Origin of the sequence: Streptomyces sp. NPDC052101 (assembly GCF_040680235.1) — a bacterium.
In the GTDB taxonomy this organism is placed as follows: Bacteria; Actinomycetota; Actinomycetes; order Streptomycetales; family Streptomycetaceae; genus Streptomyces.
Genome location: NZ_JBFAWH010000007.1, coordinates 267,594 through 292,926, shown reverse-complemented (window position 1 = coordinate 292,926; position 25,333 = coordinate 267,594). Strand labels below are relative to the sequence as shown.

Below are 25,333 nucleotides of genomic sequence, written 5' to 3'. Positions count from 1 at the left end.
AGCATGGCGGTCATGGCTACTCATGTGATCACCGGGGCCGGTTCCGGCATCGGCGCGGCCGTCGCCCGCCGTCTGCACGCGCGCGGGGACGAACTCGTCCTGCACGCGCGCGACGCGGGCCGCGCGAAGGAACTGGCGGCCGAGTTCCCCGGCGCCCGCACCCTGGTGGGCGACCTGGCCGACCCGGACAGGCTGTCCTGGGCGTTCTCCCACCAGACGCTCCCGGACCGGGTGGACTCGTTGCTGCACATCGCCGGGGTCGTCGACCTGGGCGAGGTCGGCGACCTGACGCCCAAGTCCTGGCGCCACCAGCTCAACGTCAACCTGATCGCCCCCGCCGAACTGACCCGGCACCTCCTGCCCCAACTCCGCGCGGCCCACGGCCATGTGATCTTCGTCAACTCCGGCGCGGGCCTCAACGCCCACGCCGGCTGGTCCGCGTACGCCGCCTCCAAGCACGGCCTGAAGGCCCTCGCCGACTCCCTGCGCCACGAGGAGCACGGAAACGGCGTCCGGGTCACCTCGGTCTACCCCGGCCGCACGGCCGGCCCCATGCAGGCCAAGGTCCACCAGCAGGAGGGCAAGGAGTACGACGCCGCGAAGTGGATCGACCCCGAGTCGGTGGCCACGACGATCCTGATGGCCCTGGACCTGCCCGGGGACGCCGAGGTCAACGACCTGACCGTGCGTCCGGGGCGCTGACCGCCGCACGGCAGAGTCGGGTGGCGGGTGTTCGGCATACCCTGCCGGGGTGAGTGAGAACAGCCAGTTCAGGTTTCCCAGGGCCACCGGGATCGGTTCCATGCCGGGCGGCGACGCGCGCGAGGCCGCCAAGACGGTGACCGGCACCTTCGAGGACTTCCCGGTCCTGCCCGAGCTGCCCGCCCGCGGCCCCGGCGCCGACATGATCGGCCGTACCGCGGGGATGCTCGTCGAGCTGTACGCGCGCGTGGAGCCGAGCGGCTGGCGGATGGGGGACCGGCCGGGCCGGGACACCAAGCGCGCCCGGTCCTGGCTGGGGGAGGACCTGGACGCCCTGGAGGAGTTCACGCAGGGGTACGAGGGCGATCTGAAGGTGCAGGCGGTCGGGCTGTGGACCCTGGCCGCCGCGCTGGAGCTGAAGAACGGCGAGGCCGCCCTCGGCGACCCCGGCGCCTGCCGCGACCTCGCCGCCTCGCTCGGGGAGGGCCTGCGGCTCCACCTCGCCGAGGTACGGCGCCGCATCCCCGGCGCCCGGATCGTGCTCCAGCTCGACGAGCCCTCCCTCACGGCCGTACTGCGCGGACAGGTCCGTACCGCCAGCGGCTACCGCACACACCGCGCCGCGGACCGGCAGGTCGTCGAGGCCACCCTGCGGGAGGTGGTCGCGGCCCATGCCGACGGGCCCGTGATCGTGCACTCCTGCGCGCCCGACGTGCCGTTCGCGCTGCTGCGCCGGGCCGGGGCGGCAGGCGTCTCCTTCGACTTCTCGCTTCTCACCGAGCGTGACGACGACGCGATCGGCGAGGCCGTGGAGGGCGGTACGCGGCTGTTCGCCGGTGTCGTGCCGGGCACGGACGGCCCATTGTCAGACCCTGCCGGTAGCGTCATGGGTGTCAGGACGCTGTGGCGCAGGCTGGGGCTGCATCCGGGCTTGCTCGCGGAGGCGGTCACGGTCACCCCGGCGTGCGGTCTGGCGGGCGCTTCCCCCGCGTACGCACGCCAGGCGCTCGCCCACTGCGTCCGGGCGGCGAGATCCCTCGCGGACAACCCAGAGTAACGGGAGGACAACACGGTGGCCGGCGACAAGCAGCAGGCGGAGACGGCAGTGCCCGCCGAGGCACGTGAGAAGCACGCGCAGCTCGCTGAGCAGATCGAGGAGCACCGCTTCCGGTACTACGTGAAGGACGCTCCCGTCATCAGCGACGCCGAGTTCGACAAGCTCCTGAAGACGCTGGAGGGCCTGGAGGAGCAGTATCCCGAGCTGCGCACCCCGGACTCGCCGACCCAGAAGGTCGCGGGGTCGTACGCGACGGAGTTCACCGCGGTCGAGCACCGCCAGCGCATGCTGTCCCTCGACAACACCTTCAACGACGAGGAGCTGGCCGCCTGGGCCGAGCGCATCGCCCGCGAACTCGGCGACCAGAAGTACCACTTCCTGTGCGAGCTGAAGGTCGACGGCCTCGCCGTCAACCTCACCTACGAGCACGGCCGGCTCACCCGCGCGGCCACCCGCGGCGACGGCCGCACCGGCGAGGACATCACCCCGAACGTCCGCACGATCGCGGAGATCCCGGACCGCCTCAAGGGCGACAAGGTGCCCGACCTGGTGGAGATCCGCGGCGAGGTCTACTTCCCGATGGAGAAGTTCCTCGAACTGAACGAACGCCTGGTCGCCGCCGGTGACAAGCCGTTCGCCAACCCCCGCAACGCCGCCGCCGGTTCGCTGCGCCAGAAGGACCCGCGCGTCACCGCCACCCGTCCGCTGCACATGGTCGTCCACGGCATCGGCGCCCTGGAGGGCTTCACGGGCATGACCCGGCTGTCCCAGGCGTACGACCTGCTGAAGACCTGGGGCCTGCCCACCTCCCCGCACAACCGCGTGGTCGACGACCTCGACGGCGTACGGCAGTTCATCGCCCACTACGACGGCGAGATGCGCCACTCCGTGGAGCACGAGATCGACGGCGCCGTCGTCAAGCTGGACGAGATCCGGCTCCAGGGCCGCCTCGGCTCCACCGCCCGGGCGCCGCGCTGGGCGATCGCGTACAAGTACGCGCCGGAGGAGGTCAACACCAAGCTCGTCGACATCAAGGTGGGCGTCGGCCGCACCGGCCGCGTGACGCCGTACGCCCAGGTCGAGCCGGTCACCGTCGCCGGCAGCGAGGTGGAGTTCGCCACCCTGCACAACCAGGAGGTCGTCAAGGCCAAGGGCGTCCTCATCGGGGACACGGTCGTCATCCGCAAGGCCGGTGACGTCATCCCGGAGATCCTCGGCCCGGTGGTCGACCTGCGCGACGGCACCGAGCGGGAGTTCGTGATGCCGGGCAAGTGCCCCGAGTGCGGCACTCCGCTCAGGCCGATGAAGGAGGGCGACATCGACCTCCGCTGCCCCAACGCCCGTACCTGCCCGGCCCAGTTGCGCGAGCGCGTCTCCTATCTCGCGGGCCGCGAGTGCCTGGACATCGAGAGCTTCGGCGCGGTGGCGGCCGCAGCGCTCACCCGACCGCTGGAGCCGACCGACCCGCCGCTGGTGGACGAGGGCGACCTCTTCGACCTGACGGTGGAGAAGCTGCTGCCCATCAAGGCCTATGTCCTCGACCCCGACAGCGGTCTGCCCAAGCGGGACCCGAAGACGGGTGAGGAGAAGGTCGTCACGGTCTTCGCCAACCAGAAGGGCGAGCCGAAGAAGAACACCCTCGCCCTGCTGGAGAACATCGAGGCGGCCAAGCAGCGCCCGCTGGCCCGGTTCCTGAACGGCCTGTCCATCCGGCACGTCGGCCCGGTCGCCGCGCAGGCGCTCGCCCGCGAGTTCCGCTCCGTCGACCGCATCGAACAGGCCACCGAGGAAGAGCTGGCGGCCGCCGACGGCGTCGGGCCGATCATCGCCGCCGCGCTCAAGGAGTGGTTCGCCGAGGACTGGCACCGCGAGATCGTCCGCAAGTGGAAGGCCGCCGGAGTCCCGCTGGAGGAGGAGTCGACGGGCGAGGACGAGGGGCCGCGCCCGCTGGAGGGCCTCACGGTCGTCGTCACCGGCACGCTGGAGAACTTCACCCGGGACGGAGCCAAGGAGGCCCTGCAGAGCCGGGGCGCCAAGGTGACCGGATCGGTGTCGAAGAAGACCTCGTTCGTCGTGGTGGGTGACAACCCGGGATCGAAGTACGACAAGGCCGTGCAGGTGAAGGTCCCGGTGCTGAACGAGGACGGTTTCAAGGTCCTCTTGGAGCAGGGCCCCGAAGCGGCGGCCGAAGTCGCGCTTCCGACCGAGGAGTAGCGGTTGAAGGCCACCCGTTCGGCGCATATCAGTTGCATACGGGTGGCCCGGGCGCATTCGGGCAACCGTCGACGACCGGTGCCCGTGGAAGCCTTCCGCGGCCTACTGTTGAGGTGTGCACCTGCCGTGCCCAGCTGCGGTTGGGGCATCTCCGTGCGCTCCCGGCGCGCGGGGAAGGTTTCTTCGACGCGGAGCTGCTGATGGGTGCCGGACATCGGGCCGCGTGGCGTGGGCACCGCCGGCTGTGAGAGGGACGGGAATGGAACCGACCGAGAGCGTCGCCCCGGACTCACGGCTACGCCTGCGCCGTCGCGCGGTCACATGGCGCGGGACCCGCTGGACGGGGCGGGGCCATGGCCGTACGGGCGGACAGGCCCGCGCGGCCGGACCGTGCACCGCCACCGACGCCCAGCCGCCGATACCCCTGGCCATCGGGCCCGCTCCCGGACTGACCGGCGCCGACCCCGAACGGCATCTGTCCTGGCCCGCACTGCCCGCCGTCGTCGTGGCCGCCGCCGCCTTCGTCCTCGGCGCCGGCTTCTACCGCGGCTTCAGCGGCCACCACGCCCTCTTCCCGAGCGGCACCGTCGGCTGGTCGCTGGCCCTGCTCACCGGCGTCATCGTCGGCCACCTCGTGATGCTGGGCCGCGCCCGCTGGTGGGGCGGCACCGGCTCCGGTGCAGCCCTCACCCTCGCCGTACTGCTGCTGTACGGCTGGGTGCCCGCCGGCATGGTCAGCCTCACCGTCGTCGTCCTGGTCGGCATCGCCCGATGCCACCGCTGGCGCCAGGGCGTGCTGCACGGCGCGGTGGACATCCTGGGCATCGGCGCCGGAGCCCTGCTGCTCGGCGCGTTCGGCCGGGTCCCGAGTGTCGAGACGCCCTGGCGGCCGGCCAGCTGGAGCGTGGCCACCGCACCCGAGGTCGTCCTCACGGCCGCCGCCTATCTCGCGGTCAGCCGCGGCCTGCAGTGGTATCTGTACGCCCCGCGCGGCGGCAAACTGCCCACCGTGGCCCGTACCGCCCTGGTCAGACAGGGCCTGGTCGCCGTGGCGCTGCTCGGCATCGCACCGCTGCTGTGCGTCGTCGCCGACGCCGAGCCGGTCCTGCTCCCGCTGTTCGCCATCCCCCTCATCGCCCTCGACTCCACCCTCTGGATGGCCCGCGCGCGTGCCGAGGAGCAACTGCGCGACCCGCTGACCGGGCTGCCCAACCGGCAGTGGCTGCTGGAGCGGATCTGGACGGCCCTCGACGACGCCGAACGCATCGGCGCCCGCTCCGCCCTCATGCTGATCGACCTCGACCGCTTCCGGTCGGTGAACGACACCCTCGGTCATCTCGCCGGTGACCGGCTGCTGCTCCAGATCGCCGACCGGCTGCGGCTCGCCCTGCCGCGCGGAGCGGAGGCCGCCCGGCTCGGCGGTGACGAGTTCGCCGTGTTACTGCCCGTCGCCGACTCCACCACGTCGGCCACCCGCGTCGCCCGCGGCCTCGTCACCGCGCTCAGCTCCCCCCTGGACCTCGACGGGCTCACGCTCGTCCTGGAGGCCAGCGCCGGCGTCGCCGTCTTCCCCGACCACGCGCTGGACGCCGAAGGGCTGCTGCGGCGCGCCGATGTGGCGATGTACCAGGCGAAAAGGGACCGTACGGGCGTCGAGGTGTACGAGTCCAAGCGGGACTCCAACACCCCGGACCGGCTCGGCCTGCTGGGCGACCTGCGCCGCGCGCTGGACGCGCACGAGGTGCAGCTGCACTACCAGCCCAAGGTCCGCTTCGACGGCCAGGTCGCGGGCCTGGAGGCGCTGGTGCGCTGGGTGCATCCCGAGCGCGGGAAGGTTCCGCCGGACGAGTTCATAGCGATCGCCGAGTCCTCCGGGCTGATGCCCCATCTGACCGAGTACGTCCTGGAGACCGCGCTGGGCCAAGTCGCCAAGTGGCGCGCACAGGGGCTCAGGGTCCCGGTCGCCGTCAACGTCTCCCCGCGCGATGTGCACACGCCCGGGTTCGCCGGCTCGGTCGCCGCGCGGCTGGCCCGGCACGGGGTCCCCCCGGGGGCCCTGCAGCTGGAGATCACGGAGCATGTGCTGCTGGAGGATCCGCAGCGGGCCGCCGACACCCTGGCGGGCCTGACCGGGCACGGCGTGAAGATGTCGCTGGACGACTTCGGCACCGGGTACTCGTCGCTGGTGCATCTACGGCGGCTGCCGGTGAGCGAGCTGAAGATCGACCGGTCGTTCGTGGCGCGGCTGGCGGTGGACACGGAGGACGCGGAGATCGTGCGGTGCACGGTGGATCTCGCGCATTCGCTGGGGTTGCTCGTCGTCGCCGAGGGTGTGGAGGACGACGAGACCTGGGAGCGGCTGCGGGATCTCGGGTGTGACGCCGTTCAGGGGTGGCTCGTCGCCGCGGCGATGCCTCCCGAGGAGACGACGGCGTGGCTGCGGGCGAGGGGGTCTCGGGGGTGGCAGCGGCCGCGTGCGGCTCTGCCGGCCGCCGAGTAGCTCTCCCACGCACCCATCCACCCGCCCGCCCGTTCGACTTGGCCGACTGGTGGCGCCCCTTGGTGGCGCCTTGCCGTCAGCCTCTCGTGAAATGCCCGATCAACAGCGCCAAGCGCTCCTCATGGGCCCTCTCCGGCAGGCGGCCGCTTCTCATCAGCGTTGCCAGGCCGTGCAGGCTCGCCCAGAACGTCTCCGTCAGCAGGCCGGGGTCCTCGCCCTCGGCCGTGATCGGCTCGACGACGACGAGCAGTTCGCCGAACGCCTCCCGGAGCGGTGCCGGCGCTGCCTCTGTCGCGAACGGCAGGTCCACCAGGTGGGTGAACATCGCGTCGTAGAGGGCGGGCCGGCGGTGTGCGAAGGACGTGTAGGTCTGCGCGACCGCCGCCAGCGACTCCCGGGTGCCCGGCGCCGCGGCCCGCGCCTGCCGTAGCTCCACGGCCAGGTCGGCGCAACCCTGCACCGCGACCGCCGCCATGATCGCGTCCTTGCCCTTGAAGTGGCTGTAGAGCACCGGCTGGCTGTACTCGATCTCGGCGGCCAGCCGACGCGTGGTCACCGCGTCCCAGCCCTCGGCCTCGGCCAGCTCCCGTGCGGCCGTCACGATCAGCTGCTCACGCTCGGCTCGTTCGCGCTCCCGGCGCGTCTGGATCGTCATGCCAGAAATTCTAGCAGCGCTAGCCAATCTGTCGCCGCTCTGCTAGTTTCGCTCGTGTTCCTAGCGTTGCTAGAACGCGCCGACTCGGCACTCACAGGGGGAGATCCCATGACCGTCACCGCGTACACCCTGGCCGTCCTGCTCGACCTGTTCTGCCTGTTCCTCGGCTACCGGTTCCTGTTCCAGCCCGGCCCGGCCGCGGCCGGCTACGGCGTCCCGGCCGACCCGCGTGGCGACGCCGGCGCCTACCTGTCGGTCAAGGGCCTCAAGGACGGCACCTTCGGACTGCTGGGCCTCGCCCTGCTGGCCTTCGCCGGCAGCCGCGCCGAGGCGTGGTTCATGCTCGTCGTGGCACTCGTCCCTCTGGGGGACACGCTGATCGTGCTGCGTCACGGCGGCACCAGGGCCGTGGCCTTCGGGATCCACTTCGCCACGGCAGTCGTCGTCCTGATCAGCGCCGGACTGCTCTTCGCGGTCTGACGACACCACCAGCGGTCGACGACACCACCAAAGGGGGCACGTCATGTCCTTGCTCGTACCGAGGTTCGACGAGTCCGTGATCGTCCGCGAGGCCGACGCCGAGGTGGTCGGGGGCAGCCCCGCCGCCGTCCGGCTGCTGGCCGACAGCAGCGCGACCGGCGGCGCCCTGTCCACCCAGCGCGTCACCCTCACGGGGGGCGCCGACGGTGCCAGGCCGCACTGGCACGACCGCTCGGCCGAGATGTTCTTCCTGCTCGACGGCGCCGCCGACATCCTCTCCGGCGAGGACGTCGTCACCGCTGGGCCCGGTGACCTCGTCATCGTCCCGCCCGGCAAACCGCACGCCTTCGCGGCCGTCCCGGGAGCCGACGCCGATCTGCTCATCGTGATCACACCCGGCGTCGAGCGCTTCGAGTACTTCCGCCACCTCCAGCGCATCCGCCTCGGCGAGGCCACCCCGGAGAGCATCCTCGAAGTGCAGGAGCGGTACGACAACCACTTCATGAAGAGCGAGGTCTGGGACGGCCGCCGGGGCTGAGGAGCGGGGGGCCGCGGTCCGGTGGAGAGCGGGGCCCGGGAAACCGTTTCACGGCCACCCTGCCCCGCCCCATAGGATTGGGGCTAGTCGTCCCATTCCCGTCTGTCGCGCGACGGGCGACCCGCCCTTCGGGCGGACGACGGGAATGGGACGACTAGCCCCAGCCCAAACCACACGCACTCACCCAGAGGATCGCTGCATGCCTGGCATCACGCGCGAGGAGGTCGCCCACCTCGCCCGGCTGGCGCGTCTGGAGCTGAAGCCCGAAGAACTCGACCACTTCGCGGGACAGCTGGACGACATCATCGGCGCGGTCGCCCGCGTCAGCGAGGTCGCCGACCAAGACGTACCGCCGACCTCGCACCCGCTCCCGCTGACGAACGTCATGCGCGCGGACGAGGTCCGTCCCTCGCTCACCCCCGAGCAGGCGCTCTCCGGCGCCCCGGCCCAGGAGCAGCAGCGTTTCAAGGTGCCGCAGATCCTGGGGGAGGAGTGACCGCCATGACGGACAGCAACATCATCAAGCTCACGGCCGCGCAGACCGCCGAGAAGATCGCCTCCGGCGAGCTGACGGCCGTCGAGGTCACCGAGGCCCACCTCGCCCGCATCGAGGCCGTCGACGAGAAGGTGCACGCCTTCCTGCACGTCGATCGCGGGGGCGCCCTGGCCCAGGCCCGCGCCGTGGACGAGAAGCGGGCCCGCGGCGAGAAGCTCGGCCCGCTGGCCGGCGTCCCGCTCGCGCTCAAGGACATCTTCACCACCGAGGGCGTTCCGACGACCGTCGGCTCGAAGATCCTCGAAGGCTGGATCCCGCCGTACGACGCGACGCTCACCAAGCGGCTGAAGGCCGCCGACGTCGTCATCCTCGGCAAGACCAACATGGACGAGTTCGCCATGGGGTCCTCCACCGAGAACAGCGCGTACGGCCCGACCGGCAACCCGTGGGACCTCACCAAGATCCCCGGCGGCTCCGGCGGCGGCTCCTCCGCCGCGCTCGCCTCCTTCCAGGCGCCGCTCGCCATCGGCACCGACACCGGCGGCTCCATCCGCCAGCCGGCCGCCGTCACCGGCACGGTCGGCGTGAAGCCGACGTACGGCGCGGTCTCCCGCTTCGGCATGGTGGCGTTCTCGTCCTCCCTCGACCAGGGCGGGCCCTGCGCCCGTACGGTCCTGGACGCGGCGCTGCTGCACGAGGTCATCGCCGGGCACGACCCGCTGGACTCCACCTCCATCGACGCCCCGGTCCCGCCGGTCGTCGAGGCCGCCCGCAACGGCTCCGTGGCCGGTATGCGCGTCGGCGTCGTCAAGCAGTTCCGCGGCGAGGGCTACCAGGCCGGTGTCATCCAGCGCTTCGACGAGTCGGTCGAGCTGCTGAAGGAGCTGGGCGCCGAGATCGTCGAGCTGGACTGCCCGTCCTTCGACCTCGCGCTGTCGGCGTACTACCTGATCGCGCCGTCCGAGTGCTCCTCCAACCTCGCCCGCTTCGACGGCCTGCGCTACGGCCTGCGGACCGGCGACGACGGCGGCCACTCGGCCGAGGAGGTCACCTCCCTCACCCGCGAGGCCGGCTTCGGCCCCGAGGTCAAGCGCCGCATCATGCTCGGCACCTACGCCCTGTCGAGCGGGTACTACGACGCCTACTACGGCTCCGCGCAGAAGGTCCGCACGCTCATCACGCGCGACTTCGAGAAGGCCTTCGAGCAGGTGGACGTCATCGTCTCGCCGACGGCGCCCACCACCGCCTTCGCGATCGGCGAGCGCGCCGACGACCCGATGGCGATGTACCTCGCGGACCTGTGCACCATCCCGACCAACCTGGCGGGCAACGCGGCCATGTCCCTGCCCTGCGGTCTCGCCCCGGAGGACAACCTCCCGGTCGGTCTGCAGATCATCGCCCCGGCGCTGAAGGACGACCGCCTCTACAAGGTCGGCGCCGCCGTCGAGGCCGCCTTCGTGGAAAAGTGGGGGCACCCGCTGCTGGAGGAGGCTCCGTCGCTGTGAGCAAGCTGTCCAAGGCCAAGGACTTCAAGAAGTCCAAGTCCGGTACGTACCTGTCGATGGCCACCACCGCGTTCGGCGCGATCGGTGTCACCAAGCAGATCAAGAAGGCCCGCGCCGAGCACGACACGCTGCGCCTCATCGACGCCACCGTGTCCGCCGTCGCGATCGTCACCGGCCTCGCCATCCTCTACCGCGAGCTGAAGCGGCTGGGCGACGACGACGTCCTGCTGGGCTGAGAGGGAAGTTTTCACCGTGACCACCACGACCGACCTGGTGTCGTACGAGGACGCGCTGGCGTCGTACGACCCCGTCATGGGCCTTGAGGTCCATGTCGAACTCGGCACCAAGACCAAGATGTTCTGCGGGTGTTCGACCGAGCTGGGCGCCGACCCCAACTCGCAGACCTGCCCGACCTGCCTCGGCCTGCCCGGCGCGCTCCCGGTCGTCAACGCGACCGGCGTGGAGTCCGCCATCAAGATCGGTCTCGCGCTGAACTGCGAGATCGCCGAGTGGTGCCGCTTCGCCCGGAAGAACTACTTCTATCCGGACATGCCGAAGAACTTCCAGACCTCCCAGTACGACGAGCCGATCGCCTTCAACGGCTACCTCGACGTCCAGCTGGAGGACGGCGAAACCTTCCGCGTGGAGATCGAGCGCGCCCACATGGAGGAGGACACCGGCAAGTCGACGCACGTCGGCGGCGCCACGGGCCGTATCCACGGCGCGTCCCACTCCCTGCTGGACTACAACCGGGCCGGCATCCCGCTCATCGAGATCGTCACCAAGCCCATCGTCGGCGCCGGCGAGCGCGCCCCCGAGGTGGCGAAGGCGTACGTCCGTGAGCTGCGCGAGGTCATCCGTGCCCTCGACGTGTCCGAGGCCCGCATGGAGATGGGCCAGATGCGCTGTGACGTGAACCTGTCGCTGATGCCCAAGGGCAGCGAGAAGTTCGGCACGCGCTCCGAGACGAAGAACGTCAACTCGCTGCGGTCCGTGGAGCGTGCGGCCCGCTTCGAGATCATGCGGCACGCGGCCGTGCTGTCCTCCGGCGGCACGATCATCCAGGAGACCCGCCACTTCCACGAGGACACCGGGTCCACGACCTCGGGCCGCGTGAAGGAGGAGGCCGAGGACTACCGGTACTTCCCGGAGCCCGACCTCGTGCCGGTCGCGCCGTCGCGCGAGTGGGTCGAGGAGATCCGCTCGGCCCTGCCCGAGATGCCGCTGGCCCGCCGCACCCGCCTCCTCGCCGAGTGGGGCATCTCCGCCACCGACATGCAGGCGATCCTCAACGCCGGTGCGCTGGACCCGATCGTCGCCACGATCGAGGCCGGGGCCGACGCGGCGTCCGCCCGCAAGTGGTGGATGGGCGAACTGGCGCGCAGCGCCAACGAGTCGGGCAAGGCGCTGGACGAGCTGGCCATCACGCCGGAGCAGGTCGCGCGCGTGACCGAGCTGGTGTCGTCGGGCGACCTGAACGACAAGCTGGCCCGCCAGGTCATCGAGGGCGTCCTAGCGGGCGAGGGCACCCCGGACGAGGTCGTCGACAAGCGCGGTCTGAAGGTCGTCTCGGACGACTCGGCGCTCGGCAGGGCCGTCGACGAGGCCATCGCCGGCAACCCGGGCGTCGCCGACAAGATCCGCGGTGGCAAGGTGGCCGCGGCCGGCGCCCTGGTCGGCGCGGTCATGAAGGCGACCCGGGGTCAGGCCGACGCGGCCCGCGTCAAGGAACTGATCCTTGAGAAGCTGGGCGTGAGCGAGGGCTGAGCGGCCCGAAGTCACACACCGTACGGCCCCGGAAGGCATCCCCTCCGGGGCCGTACGCATGTCCAGGGGCCCGGCTGCTCTGTGATGTCCCTCCCACTCGTGTGAAAAAGCCCACGAACAGAGCAAACGATCATTTTCGCCTGCAAGAGTGTCCCGCGATTGCGCATGCGTTCTTTGCGGGCTGTTCACCTCATGGACGATCGTTCCCGATCAAAGATCCACAGATCCATACATCGTCCTCTGGGAGCACGTCCGTGGCAGACCTTGCCCGTTGGTGTGTCCGGCATCGGCTGATCGCCGTGCTGCTGTGGCTCCTCGCCTTCGGCGGGACCACCGCTGCCGCCGCCGTGGCCGGTTCGGCGTACTCGAACGACTACGAGGTCCCCGGCACCGAGTCCGGACGTGCCACGCAGCTGCTCGAAGAGGGCTTCCCGGGGCTGGGCGGGGACAGCGACACCGTGGTCTGGCACACCGCCACCGGCACCGTCCGCGCCGCCGACGTCGAGCAGACCATGACCCGCACCCTGGACCGGATCGCCGCGCTGCCCGGCATCGCCTCGGTGACCGGCCCGTACGGCGGTCAGGGCGCGCACCGGATCAGCGCCGACGGCCACACGGCCTACGCCACCGTCACCTTCGCTCAGCCGGCCGAGCACATCGGCGCCTCCCAGGCGCGGGCCGTGGTGCGCACCGCCAAGGCCGCCGAGGGCGACGGACTCCAGGTGGAGCTGGGCGGCAGCGCGATCGGCCTCACCGCGTCCCCGCGTGAGCACACCGCCGAACTGGTCGGCGTGACGGTCGCCGCCGTCGTCCTGTTCCTGGCCTTCGGCTCGCTCGCCGCCTCGATGCTGCCCATCGCCACCGCGCTCGTCGGCGTCGGCACCGCCTACGCCGGCATCGGGCTCCTCGGACACGCCATGACGGTCGCCGACTTCGCGCCCATGCTCGGCATGCTGATCGGCCTGGGCGTCGGCATCGACTACGCGCTGTTCATCGTGACCCGGCACCGGCGCGGTCTGAAACGCGGCCTGAGCGTCACCGAGGCCGCCGTGAACGCCGTGGCCACCACCGGACGCGCGGTCGTCTTCGCGGGTGCGACGGTGTGCATAGCCCTGCTGGGGATGCTGACACTGCGGCTGGGCTTCCTCAACGGTGTCGCCGTGGCCGCCTCGTTGACGGTCGTGCTCACCGTCGCCGCCTCCGTCACCCTGCTGCCCGCCCTGCTGTCCTACCTCGGCCCGCGCGCCCTCAGCCGCCGGGAGCGGCGCCGGCTCGACCGGCGCGGGCCGCTCCCGGAACTGCCCACCGGCCTCGCCGCCCGCTGGTCCGCGTTCGTCGAACGCCGCCCCAAGCTGCTCGGCGCGCTCGCCGTCGCCGTCATCGCCGTACTCGCCCTGCCGACCCTCTCCCTCCGCCTCGGCACCTCCGACCAGGGCAACGACCCGAGTACCTCCACCACCCGCAAGGCCTACGACCTGCTCGCCGAGGGCTTCGGACCCGGCGTGAACGGCCCGCTCACCCTGGTGACCCGGGTGGACGGCGGCGCCGACAGGCTCGCCCTGGACAACCTCGACGCGACCCTGCGCGCCACCCGGGGCGTCGCCTCCGCCACCCCGGTCACCTACGCCACCGGCGGCGACACCGCCTACCTCACCGTCGTCCCCGACTCCGCCCCGCAGTCGCAGGACACCAGCGATCTCGTGAACCGGCTGCGCACCGGGGTGCTGCCGGGCTCCGAGACCGGCACCTCCCTCGACATCCAGGTCGGCGGGGTCACCGCCGGCTACGACGACTTCGCGGATGTGATCGTCGGCAAGCTGCCGCTGTTCGTCGGCGCGGTCATCGGACTCGGCTGTCTCCTGCTGCTCCTCGCGTTCCGCTCGCTCGGCATCCCGCTGAAGGCCGCCGCGATGAACGTCGCCGCCGTGGCGGCCGCGTTCGGCGTCGTCGTCGCCGTCTTCCAGTGGGGCTGGGGCAGTGAACTGCTGGGCCTCGGCCGGGCCGGGCCCGTCGAGCCCTTCCTGCCCGTGATCATGGTGTCCGTTCTCTTCGGCCTCTCCATGGACTACCAGGTCTTCCTGGTCAGCCGGATGTACGAGGAGTGGCTGGAGACCGGCGACAACCGGCGCGCCGTCCGGGTGGGCCTCGCCGAGACCAGCCGGGTCATCAACTCCGCCGCGATCATCATGATCTCGGTCTTCCTCGCCTTCGTGCTCAGCGGCGATCGCGTCATCGCGATGTTCGGCATCGCGCTGGCCTCCGCCGTCGCCCTGGACGCCTTCGTGCTGCGCACCCTGCTCGTGCCCGCGCTGATGCATCTGCTCGGCGCCGCCAACTGGTGGCTGCCCGCCTGGCTGGAGCGCCGGCTGCCCAGGGTCAGCATCGAGCCGCCCGAGTGCCGCGCCGCTCATGAGAGGCTCGGCAGGGTCCCGGTGGAGGAACTGCGGAAGGAAGACCAGCACGATGTACGCGATATCCCTGGGTGACGACGGCGCCGAGCTGCGGCCCCTGGAGGTCTGGCACGCCGAGGAACTCCTCGCCAACATCGACCGGGGACGGGAGTTCATCGGCCGGCACATCGGGCTGTCGGACGTGGTGTCCGACCTGGAGGGCGCGCGTTCCTGGCTGAAGTCGTACGCCGACAGGCGCGGCGGCGACGCCGGCGGCCTGCACGGCATCCGGCTGGACGGCAAGCTGGTCGGCGGGGTGCTGTTCCGGGTGTGGGACACCGCGAGCGGAGTCTGCGAGGCGGGCTGCTGGCTGGAGCCTGCGGCGGCCGGGCGCGGGCTGGTCACACGGGCCATGCGGGTGCTGCTGGAGTGGGCCTTCGAGGAGCGCGGCATGCACCGCGTGGAGTGGCACGTGTCCTCCGCCAACGAGCCCAGCATCAATGTGGCCCGGCGGCTCGGCATGACCCGCGAGGGCGTGCTCCGCGAGAACCACCCGCACCGGGGCGTGCGCACCAGCACCGAGATCTGGTCCGTGCTCGCCCCCGAATGGCGCGTGGCACGCGCGCGTACGGCGCACGACGATCATTGACGATCATTAAGGGACTTCTCAGACAGGGTCCGTACGGTGCCGGGCATGGCTACGAAGACACAGGAAGGCGCCAAGGCCGGCACCGAGGCGCAGGGCGACGAGACGGCGGTGGAGGCCGCCACCACCGAGGAGGAAGCCGCGCGGGCGGAAGCTCTTGAGGACGGCTCCGGGCAGGTGGATGCCGCCGGGGAGGACGCCGCCCGGGAGGATGCCGCCGAGGAAGCGGAACCCGCCGAGGAGAAGGCGCCCTCCGGGGTCGGGCAGGGCGCCGGTGCCGTCGTCTCCGCCGTGCTGGGCCTCGTCTCGCTCAGCGGCGGCTGGATCGGCACCGTCGCGGGCGCCCGCGAGCAGCTCGTAGGCCAGCTGCGGACCTCCTCCACGGCGAGTGTCGCCTCCCAGATCAAGGCGGTCTACGGCAACGCCTGGCACAGCACCGCCCTGTGGGCCGGCCTGTTCGCGCTGGCCGCGCTGCTCACCGGCGCGGTCGTGCTCGCCCGGCCCGCCTTCGGCGCGCCCGGCCGCCCGCAGGACCCCTGGATCAAGTCGGTCGCCTGGGCGGGTGTCTCGCTCGGCGTCATCGGCCTGCTGCTGGCCGTCCTGAAGTACTCCGACGCCCTGCTCGCGCTGCCCTCGGCCGGCTGAGAAACCGGCTGAGAACCCGGCTGAGACCCGGGCTGAGAACCCGCAGGTCCCAGGGGCCTTAGGGAATCCATGAGCGCCTTATGGACTCCCTAAGGCCCCTTACGCGCGCGTGCGGCCGAAACGCGGCCCGAAGATGCGGAACTCTCCCGATGTGGCGCACCCCCCTGGGAGACGAAGGTGGAGGCATCGCAGAACGCCGAGGCACCACACCGAATCTCCGCGAGGGACACGTCATGATCGAGTTCGAGTACCAGAAGATGCGCTCCGCCCAGCTGATCCGCGAGGCCGCGGAGCAGCGCCTGGCCCGCGAGGTCAACCGGGCCCGGCGCGCCGCCCGGCGCACGGCCACGGCCGGTCACGACGCGGTGGCCGCCGAGTCCCATACCGACCGCCCCCGCCGGCACCGGATCCCGCGCGCCGCGTGACCACCGGGCCGGCGGACCGGGGCACCCCCGGTCCGCGGGGCGACCGGTCGGAAGGCGGCCGTACGGGGGTCGGCCGCCTTCCGGACCAGGGTCGTACGACCGCCCGGCGCGGTCGTACGACCCTTCCGCCTGCTGATACGACTCTCCCGGCCGACAGTACGACGATCGCACCGGGGTTGTGGAAAACGGGTGCCCAGCTGTCCGAGCCTCGTGCGATGCTCTGGCCCGTGGAGACCAGGTCCGTCAGTCCCGTGTTCGTCGGCCGCACCGTCGAGCTGGACACCTTGAACGACACGCTCGCCCGCGCCCGCGCCGGCGAGCCGCAGGCGCTGCTGCTCGGCGGGGAGGCGGGGGTCGGCAAGACCCGCCTCGTCGAGGAGTTCGCCACGGCCGCCGCCCGGCATGCCGTCGTCGCCGTCGGCGGCTGCGTGGAGATCGGCGCCGACGGACTTCCGTTCGCCCCCTTCTCCACCGCGCTGCGCGCCCTGCGCGACGCCCTGCCCGAGGAGTTCGCCGCCGCCGCCCGGGGACAGGAGGAGGAACTGGCCCGCCTCCTGCCCGACCTGGGCGAGGCCGGCGCCGGCCGCCACGACGAGCAGGGCATGGCCCGCCTGTTCGAACTCACCGCCCGGCTGCTGGAACAGGTCGCCGCCGAGCAGCCGGTCGTGCTGGTCCTGGAGGACCTGCACTGGGCCGACGCCTCCACCCGGCACCTCCTCGCCTACCTCTTCCGCACGCTGCGCGCCGGCCGGCTCCTCGTCCTCGCCAGCTACCGCTCCGACGACATCCACCGCCGCCACCCACTGCGCCCCCTGCTCGCCGAACTCGACCGGCTGCGCACCGTCCGCCGTGTCGAACTCGGCCGCTTCACCCGCGAGGAGGTCGGCCGCCAGATCGCCGGGATCCTCGCCGCCGAGCCCGACCCGGCCCAAGTGGACGAGATCTTCGAACGCTCCGACGGCAACGCCTTCTTCGTCGAGGAACTCGCCGTCGCCACCTGCGACGGCCACTGCACCGGCCTCACCGACTCCCTGCGCGACCTGCTGCTGGTCCGGGTCGAGACACTGCCCGAGAGCGCCCAGCGGGTCGCCCGGGTCGTCGCCGAGGGCGGCTCCACCGTGGAGTACCGGCTGATCGCCGCCGTCGCCGGGCTCACCGAGGACGACCTCATCGAGGCCCTGCGGGCCTGCGTCGGCGCGAACATCCTCACCGCCACCCGGACCGGCGACGGCTACCGCTTTCGGCACTCCCTGGTCCGCGAGGCCGTCGCCGACGACCTGCTGCCCGGCGAACGCTCCCGGCTCAACCGCCGCTACGCCGAAGCCCTGGAGGCCGAGCCCGCGCTCGTCCCGGCCGACGCGCGCGTGATGCGCCTGGCCAGCTACTGGTACCACGCCCACGACGCCGCCAAGGCCCTCCCCGCCGTCCTGGACGCCTCCGTCGCGGCCCGCCGCCGGCACGCCTACACCGAGCAACTCGGGCTCCTGGAGCGGGCGATGGAGCTGTGGGACAGCGCCCCGGAGGAGGTGCGCGCCGCCCTGCGCCCGGTCGACTACACCGAGGTCTACCCCCCTTGCGGCTGCGACCCCGCCACCACCCCGCTGCGCTGTCTCGACCTGATGGCCGAAGCCGCCGTCGCGGGCCGCTTCGGCGGCGAACGGGAGCGCGCCCTGAAGATCACCAAGAGGGCGTTGCGCCTTCTGGAGGAGGACCCGGACCCCTTGCGCGCCGCCTGGTTCTGGGTGCAGCGCTCCCGGCTCGTCCAGGCCCAGGCCCGCGGCGACGGCTGGCAGGAACTGGCCACCGCCCAGGACCTGGTGCGCGGCCTGCCCCCGTCCGAGGTGCACGCCGAGGTGCTGGCCCTCGTCGCCAACTGGTCCATGCTGCACCGGCCCGGCCCCGAGGCCTTCGCCGCCGCCGAGCGCGCCGTGGAGTACGCGCGCATGGTCGGCGCCCGCGACATCGAACTGCACGCCCGCCTCACCCTCGGCTGCCTCAAGGTGGACTCCGGCGACACCGAGACCGGCCTCGCCGAGGCACGGCAGGTGCTGCACGACACCCTCGCCGAGGGCGTGCGCCAGGTCGCGGGGCGCGCCTATGTGAACCTGCCGTCCGAACTGCAGAGCCTCGGCCGCGACCGGGAGGCCGTCCCCCTGCTGCGCGAGGGCATCGACTTCGCCCGTGACTACGGGCTGATGGACTCCGAGGCCTGGATGCGGGGCAACCTGTCCGAGGCGCTCTACTCGATCGGACAGTGGACGGAGGCCGCCGAGGTCGCCACCCGCGCGACCGGGGTCGGCCATGGCGCCAAGCCCCGGGGCGCGGGTGCCCTGCGCCTGGCCCACCTCGCCCTGGCCCGCGGCGACCTCGCCGAGGCGGGCCGGCAACTCGCCGCGGCCCGCGCCCACTGGGGCACCCACGACCCGATGCCCCAGCAGTCCCTGCCGCTGGCCCGGGTCGCCCTCGGGGTCGCCGCCGAGGAGGGCCGTATCGCCGACGCCCGCGCCGAACTGCTGCGGGCCCTGGACGCCGGTTTCCCGCCCGGCACCCACCGCTACGGCTGGCCGCTGCTGCGGGCCGCCGCCACCGCGGAGGCCGAGGCCCGCACCCTGCCCGCCGCCCGGACGGGCCGCGCCGAGATCCTCGACCGCCTCGGCGCAGCCGCGCGGACCCTCCCCACCACCGCCCCGCTCTGGCAGGCCTACGGCCAGTGGACCCGCGCCGAACTGCGCCGCGCGGACGGCACGGACACCGCCGACGACTGGTCGCCGGTCGTCACCGCCTTCGAGTGCCTGGACCGCCCCTACGCACTCGCCCGGGTCCGCCACCGCCTCGCCGCGGCCCTCCTCGGCGCCGCCGGCGGCGACGACGAACGCGACCGCGCGGTGGAGCTGCTCCGGCTGGCCGACGCGGTCGCCGCCCACCTCGACGCCCGGTCCCTCGCCGATGCCGTCGCGCGGCTCGCCCAGCGCGCCCGCCTCACCCTGATCGGCACCCCCAGGCAGGCCCTCGCCCCCGCCGACCCGGCCGCGGCCCTCGGCCTCACCAGCCGGGAGCGGGACGTGCTGCGCCTGGTCTCGGTCGGCCGCACCAACCGCCAGATAGCCGAGGAGCTGTTCATCTCCCCGAAGACCGCGAGCGTCCACGTCTCCAACATCCTGGGCAAGCTCGGTGTCTCGGGCCGGGGAGAGGCCGCGGCGACGGCACACCGGCTGGGGCTGTTTCCGGCCGAGACGCTCACTGCCCCGACGGCGGGGTGAGACCTACGCTGGGGGAAAGCCGCAAGGGGGAGCAAGCGGGGGAGGGGCCGTGTTCAACGCCTTCGAGGAACTGTTCGCGCCGGGCCGCAAACACACCCGGGACGAGCAGAACCGACTGGAACTGACCGTCGAGGACGTGGGGGACGCCGACCCCGGGCGGGGGCCCATCGACCTGACGTCCGGAAAGGCCGTCATACGGCTTCCCGGCCCACTGCCCGCCGACGAGGAGCCGGTGGACAGCCGCCGGGAAGACGCCGGGGAGGCGTGAGCGGTCCGGCCTGCGCTGTCCCGCCCCGTCCGGGTTCCCGTTCCACCCGACCGATCCCGGGAGGGAACCCCCGGTCCCAGGACCCCTGGCCGCTCAGTCCCAGGACCCCTGTCCCGCAGGCAGCCGGGACACCTCCGCCAGGTCCTCCTCGGTCAGGCGCAGCCCGGCCGCCGCCGCGTTCTCCACGGCCCAGCGTTCCCGCTTCGTGCCCGGTAGGGCGATCACATGACGGCCCTGGGCCAGGACCCAGGCCAGGGCCACCTGGGCCGCGGTGACCTGCTCGCCGTGCCGGCGCGCGATACGGCGCAGGCCCGCGACGATCGGCTGGTTGGCCGCCATCATCTCGGCGGTGAAACGGGGATGGCGGGCCCGGACGTCGTCCGGTTCGAAGCCCTCGCCGGGGGTCAGCGTGCCGGTCAGGAAGCCGTTGCCCAGCGGCATCGCCGCGAGCAGGCCCACGCCCCGCGCCGCGCACCACGGCAGCAGCGCCCGCAGGGCCTCCGGCGACCACACCGACAGCTCCGCCTCCACCGCGGCCACCGGGAACACCTGCTGCACCCGCTGCAGCTGGCGCAGGGTGGCATCGTGCAGCCCCGTACCGAAGCGGCGGCCACCGCGCGCGCCCACCGCGCACAGGCCCAGTGCCCGCACCTTGCCGGCCCGCACCAGCTCGGCCATCGCGCCCCAGGTCTCCTCGACGGGGACCTCGGGGTCGGCGCGGTGCAGCTGGTAGAGGTCGATCACGTCCGTCTGCAGGCGCCGCAGCGAGGCGTCGCAGGCCCGTTTCACATACCCGGGGCGGCCGTTGGCCACGATGTGCTGCTCGCCCACCAGCAGCCCGACCTTCGTCGACACGAAGGCGTCCGCGCGCCGCTCCTTCAGCACCCGGCCGAGCAGCAGCTCGTTGGTGAACGGGCCGTACATGTCCGCCGTGTCGAGGAGGGTCGAGCCCAGATCCAGCGCCCGGTGCACGGTCCTGACCGATTCGTCGCCCCGCTGCCGCGACCCGCTGTACGCCCAGCTCATCGGCATGCACCCGAGTCCGACGGCCCCCACCCCGAGCGCCCCCGCGCCGATCGTCCTGCGCTCCACCTGCTCGTGAACCTCCCTTTGCCCCGGCCCCCAACCTAACCTCTGCACGCGCGCGTACCCGACCGAGGGGCCGCCCGGCGGGCACCGCCCCGAAGTCACCCGCGGTAGCACCCCCGTGCCCGCGCTCACCTGTGCTGATCGGCGGGCGCGGATGTTGTCCGGCCGGATCCGCCGGGCAGGCCATAGCCTCCATGCCATGACTGAAGACGTGTGGCTTCCCATAGCGCCGGAGGAGATCGAGGGACTGCCCGAGGGGCCCCGGTATCTGTTCTGGGACGGGGGCGACGACGGGGAGCAGCCGTTTCCCGGCGACCCGGCGGACTGCGTCCTGTACGTGGTGCCGTACATGAAGCGGTGGACGGTCAGGGTGCGTCCCCTGGAGCAGCTGACCCATGTGCGGGTCATCCAGACGCTGACGGCCGGCGTCGACGACGTCACCGCGCGGCTGTCGTCCATCCGGCCGGGCGTGCAGCTGTGCAACGCGCGCGGGGTGCACGAGACGAGCACCGCCGAACTCGCGCTCACCCTGACCCTCGCCTCCCTGCGCGGCATCCCCGGTTTCGTCCGCGCCCAGCAACAGGAGCGCTGGGAGAGCGCGTTCCACCCCTCCCTCGCCGACAAGAGCGTCCTCATCGTCGGCTACGGCTCGATCGGCGCCGCCATCGAGGACCGGCTCGCGCCCTTTGAACTCGCGCGGGTGGCGCGCGTCGCGCGCTCTGAGCGCACCACGGCGCGCGGTCCGGTGCACCCGCTCACCGAATTGCCCTCCCTGCTTCCACACGCTGACGTCGTGATCCTCTCCACGCCCTTGACGGAGCAGACGCGGGGGCTGGTGGACGCCGAGTTCCTGGCGCGGATGAAGGACGGGGCGCTGCTCGTCAACGTGTCGCGCGGTCCCGTCGTCGACACCAAGGCGCTGCTCGCGGAGGTGGAGAACGGCCGCATCGGCGCGGCCCTCGACGTCACCGATCCCGAGCCGCTGCCGCCCGGACACCCGCTCTGGCAGGCCCCCGGCGTGCTCATCAGCCCGCATGTGGGCGGGCCCTCCTCGGCCTTCCTGCCGCGCGCCAAGCGGCTGCTCGTCGACCAGCTGACCCGGTTCGTGCGCCACGAACCCCTGCGCAACGTGATCCTCACGACAGGGGCGTGATCCTCCCGGCCCTCCCGTTCGGCACCCTCCGCAACCTCTCGGACGCGGCCCGTACCCGCATCGGTGCTGGTCGTCACGGAGCGTAGAGAAGCTATGTCCCTGAGTGACGATCCTGGTGTATCGTCCCGACAGGGGCTGCGCCGTCGATGTTCGGCGCCGGGGATGGACATTTCAGATTTGTGAGGGGGGCGACGGGCGATGCACGGCCTATGGACGAACGATCCGACGCGGCGGAGCCGCCGACGGCGGCCCTGGCGCACAGCCGCGCGCAGGCGCGGCCACCACACCAGTCATCACCAGCGCAGGAACAGCGCCCGCAGGAGGCATACGCACCCAGCGCACCGGGACCGTCGGGACCCGGGAGCGGCGCTCACCGGGAGGCCCCGGTGAGCGCGCCACCCTCGGTGACCACCGCCCTGGACGGAGCGGTGCGCGCATCGCTCCCGCAGCAGGCGCAGCTGCTTCGCCGGCCGGCCGCCGGCGAGGCCACCCGCACGCTGGAGCAGCTCGTCCTCGCCCTGGTCTGCGCGGCCTACGCCGTCGGGGCCGCGTGCGACTGGGGCGCGGGCGAGATGGCGCTGATCATGGGCGACTTCGGGCTGAGCGCCGCGGCGGGCACCGCCGCCGTCTCATGCTTCCTGTACGCCCGCAATCCGCGCGTCCGCTTCCGCTCGGCCTGGCTGCTGTTCGCCCTCTCCTCGGCGATGGCGGCCCTCGGCAACGCGGTCTGGGGGTGGTACGAGGTCGTCCTCGGGCGGCCCGTGCCCAGCCCCTCCTACGCCGACCTGTTCTTCCTGTGCTTCGCGCCGCCCGCGATCGTGGGCCTGCTGGTGCTCGCCAAACGGCCGGTGACCAGGGCCGGCTGGATCTGCCTGGGGCTGGACGCCTGGCTGATCGGCGGCTCGCTGCTCACGCTGTCGTGGAGCCTCGCGCTCGCCCAGGCGGCCCGGTTCGACGGGCCGAGCGTGGCGCACACCGCGCTGTCGCTGGCGTACCCGCTGCTCGACATCGCGCTCGTCAGCATGGTGCTCGCGCTGCACTTCCGCCGCACCCCGGGCAACCGCACCGCGGTGAACACGGCGATCGGCGCGCTCGCGCTGACCGTGATGTGCGACGCGCTGTTCACCTCGCCGCTGCTGCACAGCAGTTACCGCTCCGGGCAGCTGCTGGACGCGGGCTGGTTCGCCGGTTCGCTGCTGCTCGCCTACGCCCCCTGGGCCGCGCCCCGCGGCAAGGGCGCGCAGGAGGCCCACGGACCGGACGGGCACACGCGCGTGGTCCACGAGCACCTGCCCGGCCAGCGCGGCACGGCGCACCCGCCCGTGTCCGTGCCCGCCCCGGGAGGCGATCACAGCCGGTATCCGTCCGGCCGGCCGCTCACCGGCTCCCTCGCCGCACTCACCCCGTACCTCGCCGCCGCCGTGTGCACCCTGGGCATCCTGTACAACGTCCTCAACGGCCGCCGACCCGACCACGTGGTTCTGATCACCGCGGGCGCCGTCGTGCTCGCGCTCGTCATCCGGCAGGGCATCATGCTGCTGGACAACATCACCCTCACCCAGGAACTCGCGCAGAAGGAGAACCACTTCCGCTCCCTGGTGCAGGGCTCCAGCGACGTGATCATGATCGCCGCGCCCAACGGCATCCTGCGCTACGTCTCCCCGGCCGCCGCCGGTGTCTACGGCCGGCCCGCCGAGGAACTGGTCGGCAGAGAGCTGGCCGGCCTGATCCACCCGGAGGACCTGGGCTGCGTGGTGCACGAGGTGCGCCGCTTCCTCGCCGTCAGCCCGCTGGACGAACCCACCACCCGCATCGAGTGCCGCTTCCGGTCCGGCGACGGCGGCTGGCTCAACGTGGAGTCGACCGTCAACCGCCACCACGGCGGGCTGATCTTCAACAGCCGCGACGTGACCGAACGGGTGCGCCTGCAGGCGCAGTTGCAGCACAACGCCGAGCACGACCCACTGACCGACCTGCCCAACCGCGCGCTGTTCACCCGGCGCGTCCAGCAGGCCCTGTCCGGCCGTCGCGCCACCGACCGGGGCACCGCCCTGCGCAACACGGCCGTGCTCTTCATCGACCTGGACGGTTTCAAGGCCGTCAACGACACCATCGGGCACCAGGCCGGGGACGAACTGCTCGTCCAGGCCGCCCGCAGACTCCAGGACGCGGTCCGGCAGGGGGACACCGCCTCCCGGCTGGGCGGCGACGAGTTCGCGGCCCTGATCGTCGGGGACGGCACCCGCGACCGCGCCGCCCGGGAGCGCAACATCCTGGAGCTGGCCGACCGGCTCAGGCTGACCCTCTCCCAGCCGTACGCCATCGACGGCAACGATGTCCGGGTCAACGCCTCCATCGGCGTCGCGTTCGCCGAACCGGGCCTCGGCGCGGGCGAGCTGCTGCGCAACGCCGACCTCGCGATGTACCGCGCGAAGGCGGCCGGAAAGGGCCGGGTGGAGCTGTACAAACCGCAGATGCAGCAGGACGTCGTACGCAAGGCGGAGCTGGCCACCCGGCTGCGCGCCGCACTGCACGACGGCGAGTTCGCGCTGCTGCACCAGCCGGTGGTGGGCCTGGGCGACGGCCGGATCGCGGCGGTCTCCGCGCAGGCGCGCTGGCGCTCCTCGCAGGGCGTGCTGTTCACCCCGGCCGAGTTCCTGCGGGTGGCCGAGGACGGCGACAAGACCGCCGAGCTGGACCGCTGGATCCTGCAGGAGGCCGTGGAGCAGGCCGCCGAGCGGGCGGCCACCGGAATGGTCGTCCCGGTGACAGTACGTGTCGGCGCCCGGCGGCTGCTGGACCGCTCCATGCCGCTGGGCCCGGTGGAGGCGCTGCTGACCCGGCACGGGCTGCCGCCCGGCGCACTGGTCGTCGAGCTGTCCGACACCGATCCGCGGATCCCCTTGGAGGAACTGGAGCGCAGGCTGACCGCGCTCAGCCGGCTCGGGGTGCGGATCGCGCTGGACGGCTTCGGCAGCGGCTACGCGGCCATCACCGCCCTCAGAAGGCTCCCCGTAGACGTCTTGAAACTCGATCGCAGCCTGGTCGAGGGCGTCGTGGAGTCCGCGCGGCTGCACAAGATCACCAGCGGTCTGCTGCGGATCGCCGGGGATCTCGGGATGCAGTCCGTGGCCGAGGGCGTGGACCTGCCGGAGCAGGTGGTCGCGCTGCGCGCGATGGGCTGCACCCATGGGCAGGGCATGGCGTTCGCCGGGCCGCTGGACGAGTACCGGCTGCGCCGGGCGCTGGGGACCGGCCACTATCCAGTGCCGCACGCACCGGGCGAGCCGGCGTTCGCCGGAAGCCTCAGGGAGCCACAGGGGCGCGCGGGGGTGTACACAGGTGGTGTCCCCGCTGTCCTGGGAGGCGGCAGTGCCCTTCGCTCACATTCTGAGACTCCTGTCCCACCCACTTGACACCTGGTGCGCGTCGGGGGGAGGGTCAGTGCCATGCGCACCCGAATTCTCGTACTTGGACAGCGCGTCGGCTGAGCTGGGACCCACCGGAGGACGATCCGGAATCCCCAGCGACCTCACCGGCGCG

Annotated in this window: 20 protein-coding genes; 18 read left to right on the top strand and 2 right to left on the bottom strand. The window is 72.4% G+C overall.

The features are described from left to right. Window positions 1-3: 3 nt before the first annotated feature. From AB0L75_RS16120 to AB0L75_RS16105, 4 genes are all read left to right on the top strand, one after another. Window positions 4-702 carry an SDR family oxidoreductase gene (locus tag AB0L75_RS16120; RefSeq protein ID WP_365181191.1) on the top strand — a complete coding sequence of 233 codons (699 nt, stop codon included), beginning with the start codon at window positions 4-6 and terminating at the stop codon, window positions 700-702. 49 nt (window positions 703-751) lie between these two features. Next, window positions 752-1,759 (top strand): methionine synthase, encoded by a 1,008-nt coding sequence (locus AB0L75_RS16115; protein WP_365181189.1) that lies wholly within the window; start codon window positions 752-754, stop codon window positions 1,757-1,759. A gap of 15 nt (window positions 1,760-1,774) precedes the next feature. Beyond that, a complete protein-coding gene (ligA, locus tag AB0L75_RS16110) occupies window positions 1,775-3,973 on the top strand; it encodes an NAD-dependent DNA ligase LigA (protein ID WP_365181187.1) in 2,199 nt (732 codons plus the stop codon). A 259-nt stretch (window positions 3,974-4,232) separates the two neighbouring features. Next, window positions 4,233-6,473 carry a bifunctional diguanylate cyclase/phosphodiesterase gene (locus tag AB0L75_RS16105; RefSeq protein ID WP_365181185.1) on the top strand — a complete coding sequence of 747 codons (2,241 nt, stop codon included), beginning with the start codon at window positions 4,233-4,235 and terminating at the stop codon, window positions 6,471-6,473. A gap of 76 nt (window positions 6,474-6,549) precedes the next feature. Here the strand turns inward: AB0L75_RS16105 and AB0L75_RS16100 are convergent, their stop codons facing one another. Beyond that, a complete protein-coding gene (locus AB0L75_RS16100) occupies window positions 6,550-7,128 on the bottom strand; it encodes a TetR/AcrR family transcriptional regulator (RefSeq protein WP_365181183.1) in 579 nt (192 codons plus the stop codon). Window positions 7,129-7,236: 108 nt separating this feature from the next. On the opposite strand from AB0L75_RS16100, the gene AB0L75_RS16095 reads away from it, so the two are divergent. The 12 genes from AB0L75_RS16095 (at window position 7,237) to AB0L75_RS16040 (ending at window position 19,548) form a co-directional block, all read left to right on the top strand. Beyond that, the gene (locus tag AB0L75_RS16095; RefSeq protein WP_365181181.1) at window positions 7,237-7,608 is read left to right on the top strand and encodes a DUF4267 domain-containing protein; all 372 of its coding nucleotides are present in this window, start codon (window positions 7,237-7,239) and stop codon (window positions 7,606-7,608) included. A 43-nt stretch (window positions 7,609-7,651) separates the two neighbouring features. Next, window positions 7,652-8,146 (top strand): cupin domain-containing protein, encoded by a 495-nt coding sequence (locus tag AB0L75_RS16090; protein ID WP_365181179.1) that lies wholly within the window; start codon window positions 7,652-7,654, stop codon window positions 8,144-8,146. 199 nt (window positions 8,147-8,345) lie between these two features. After that, the gene (gene gatC / locus AB0L75_RS16085) at window positions 8,346-8,642 is read left to right on the top strand and encodes an Asp-tRNA(Asn)/Glu-tRNA(Gln) amidotransferase subunit GatC (RefSeq protein WP_006130840.1); all 297 of its coding nucleotides are present in this window, start codon (window positions 8,346-8,348) and stop codon (window positions 8,640-8,642) included. A 5-nt stretch (window positions 8,643-8,647) separates the two neighbouring features. After that, window positions 8,648-10,147: an Asp-tRNA(Asn)/Glu-tRNA(Gln) amidotransferase subunit GatA gene (gene gatA, locus AB0L75_RS16080; RefSeq protein ID WP_365181176.1), complete on the top strand. Its 1,500-nt coding sequence runs from the start codon at window positions 8,648-8,650 to the stop codon at window positions 10,145-10,147. Continuing rightward, on the top strand, window positions 10,144-10,383 hold the full coding sequence (locus AB0L75_RS16075; RefSeq protein ID WP_053662973.1) for a hypothetical protein: 240 nt from the start codon (window positions 10,144-10,146) through the stop codon (window positions 10,381-10,383). The genes gatA and AB0L75_RS16075 overlap by 4 nt, the downstream gene beginning before the upstream one ends. A gap of 16 nt (window positions 10,384-10,399) precedes the next feature. After that, window positions 10,400-11,914, top strand: coding sequence for an Asp-tRNA(Asn)/Glu-tRNA(Gln) amidotransferase subunit GatB (gene gatB / locus AB0L75_RS16070; protein WP_365181174.1), 1,515 nt, complete (start codon window positions 10,400-10,402; stop codon window positions 11,912-11,914). A gap of 254 nt (window positions 11,915-12,168) precedes the next feature. Continuing rightward, on the top strand, window positions 12,169-14,400 hold the full coding sequence (locus AB0L75_RS16065) for an MMPL family transporter (protein WP_365181172.1): 2,232 nt from the start codon (window positions 12,169-12,171) through the stop codon (window positions 14,398-14,400). Beyond that, the gene (locus AB0L75_RS16060; RefSeq protein WP_365181171.1) at window positions 14,378-14,953 is read left to right on the top strand and encodes a GNAT family protein; all 576 of its coding nucleotides are present in this window, start codon (window positions 14,378-14,380) and stop codon (window positions 14,951-14,953) included. Before AB0L75_RS16065 ends, AB0L75_RS16060 begins: the two co-directional genes overlap by 23 nt. A gap of 45 nt (window positions 14,954-14,998) precedes the next feature. Further along, window positions 14,999-15,595, top strand: a complete 597-nt coding sequence (locus tag AB0L75_RS16055) for a hypothetical protein (protein ID WP_365181169.1) — start codon at window positions 14,999-15,001, stop codon at window positions 15,593-15,595. 233 nt (window positions 15,596-15,828) lie between these two features. Continuing rightward, a complete protein-coding gene (locus AB0L75_RS16050; protein WP_365181168.1) occupies window positions 15,829-16,020 on the top strand; it encodes a hypothetical protein in 192 nt (63 codons plus the stop codon). A gap of 215 nt (window positions 16,021-16,235) precedes the next feature. Continuing rightward, on the top strand, window positions 16,236-19,280 hold the full coding sequence (locus AB0L75_RS16045) for an AAA family ATPase (RefSeq protein WP_365181166.1): 3,045 nt from the start codon (window positions 16,236-16,238) through the stop codon (window positions 19,278-19,280). A gap of 49 nt (window positions 19,281-19,329) precedes the next feature. Then, window positions 19,330-19,548 (top strand): DUF6191 domain-containing protein, encoded by a 219-nt coding sequence (locus tag AB0L75_RS16040; RefSeq protein WP_365181164.1) that lies wholly within the window; start codon window positions 19,330-19,332, stop codon window positions 19,546-19,548. A gap of 93 nt (window positions 19,549-19,641) precedes the next feature. On the opposite strand, the gene AB0L75_RS16035 is transcribed toward AB0L75_RS16040, so the two are convergent. Further along, window positions 19,642-20,640 (bottom strand): aldo/keto reductase, encoded by a 999-nt coding sequence (locus AB0L75_RS16035; RefSeq protein WP_365181162.1) that lies wholly within the window; start codon window positions 20,638-20,640, stop codon window positions 19,642-19,644. A gap of 196 nt (window positions 20,641-20,836) precedes the next feature. Here AB0L75_RS16035 and AB0L75_RS16030 point away from each other — a divergent pair, with 196 nt between their 5' ends. Both AB0L75_RS16030 and AB0L75_RS16025 read left to right on the top strand, forming a co-directional pair. Continuing rightward, entirely contained in the window at window positions 20,837-21,790 is a 954-nt protein-coding gene (locus tag AB0L75_RS16030) for a 2-hydroxyacid dehydrogenase (RefSeq protein ID WP_365181160.1), read from the top strand. A gap of 386 nt (window positions 21,791-22,176) precedes the next feature. Then, window positions 22,177-25,206 (top strand): EAL domain-containing protein, encoded by a 3,030-nt coding sequence (locus AB0L75_RS16025; protein WP_365181158.1) that lies wholly within the window; start codon window positions 22,177-22,179, stop codon window positions 25,204-25,206. Window positions 25,207-25,333: the final 127 nt, after the last annotated feature.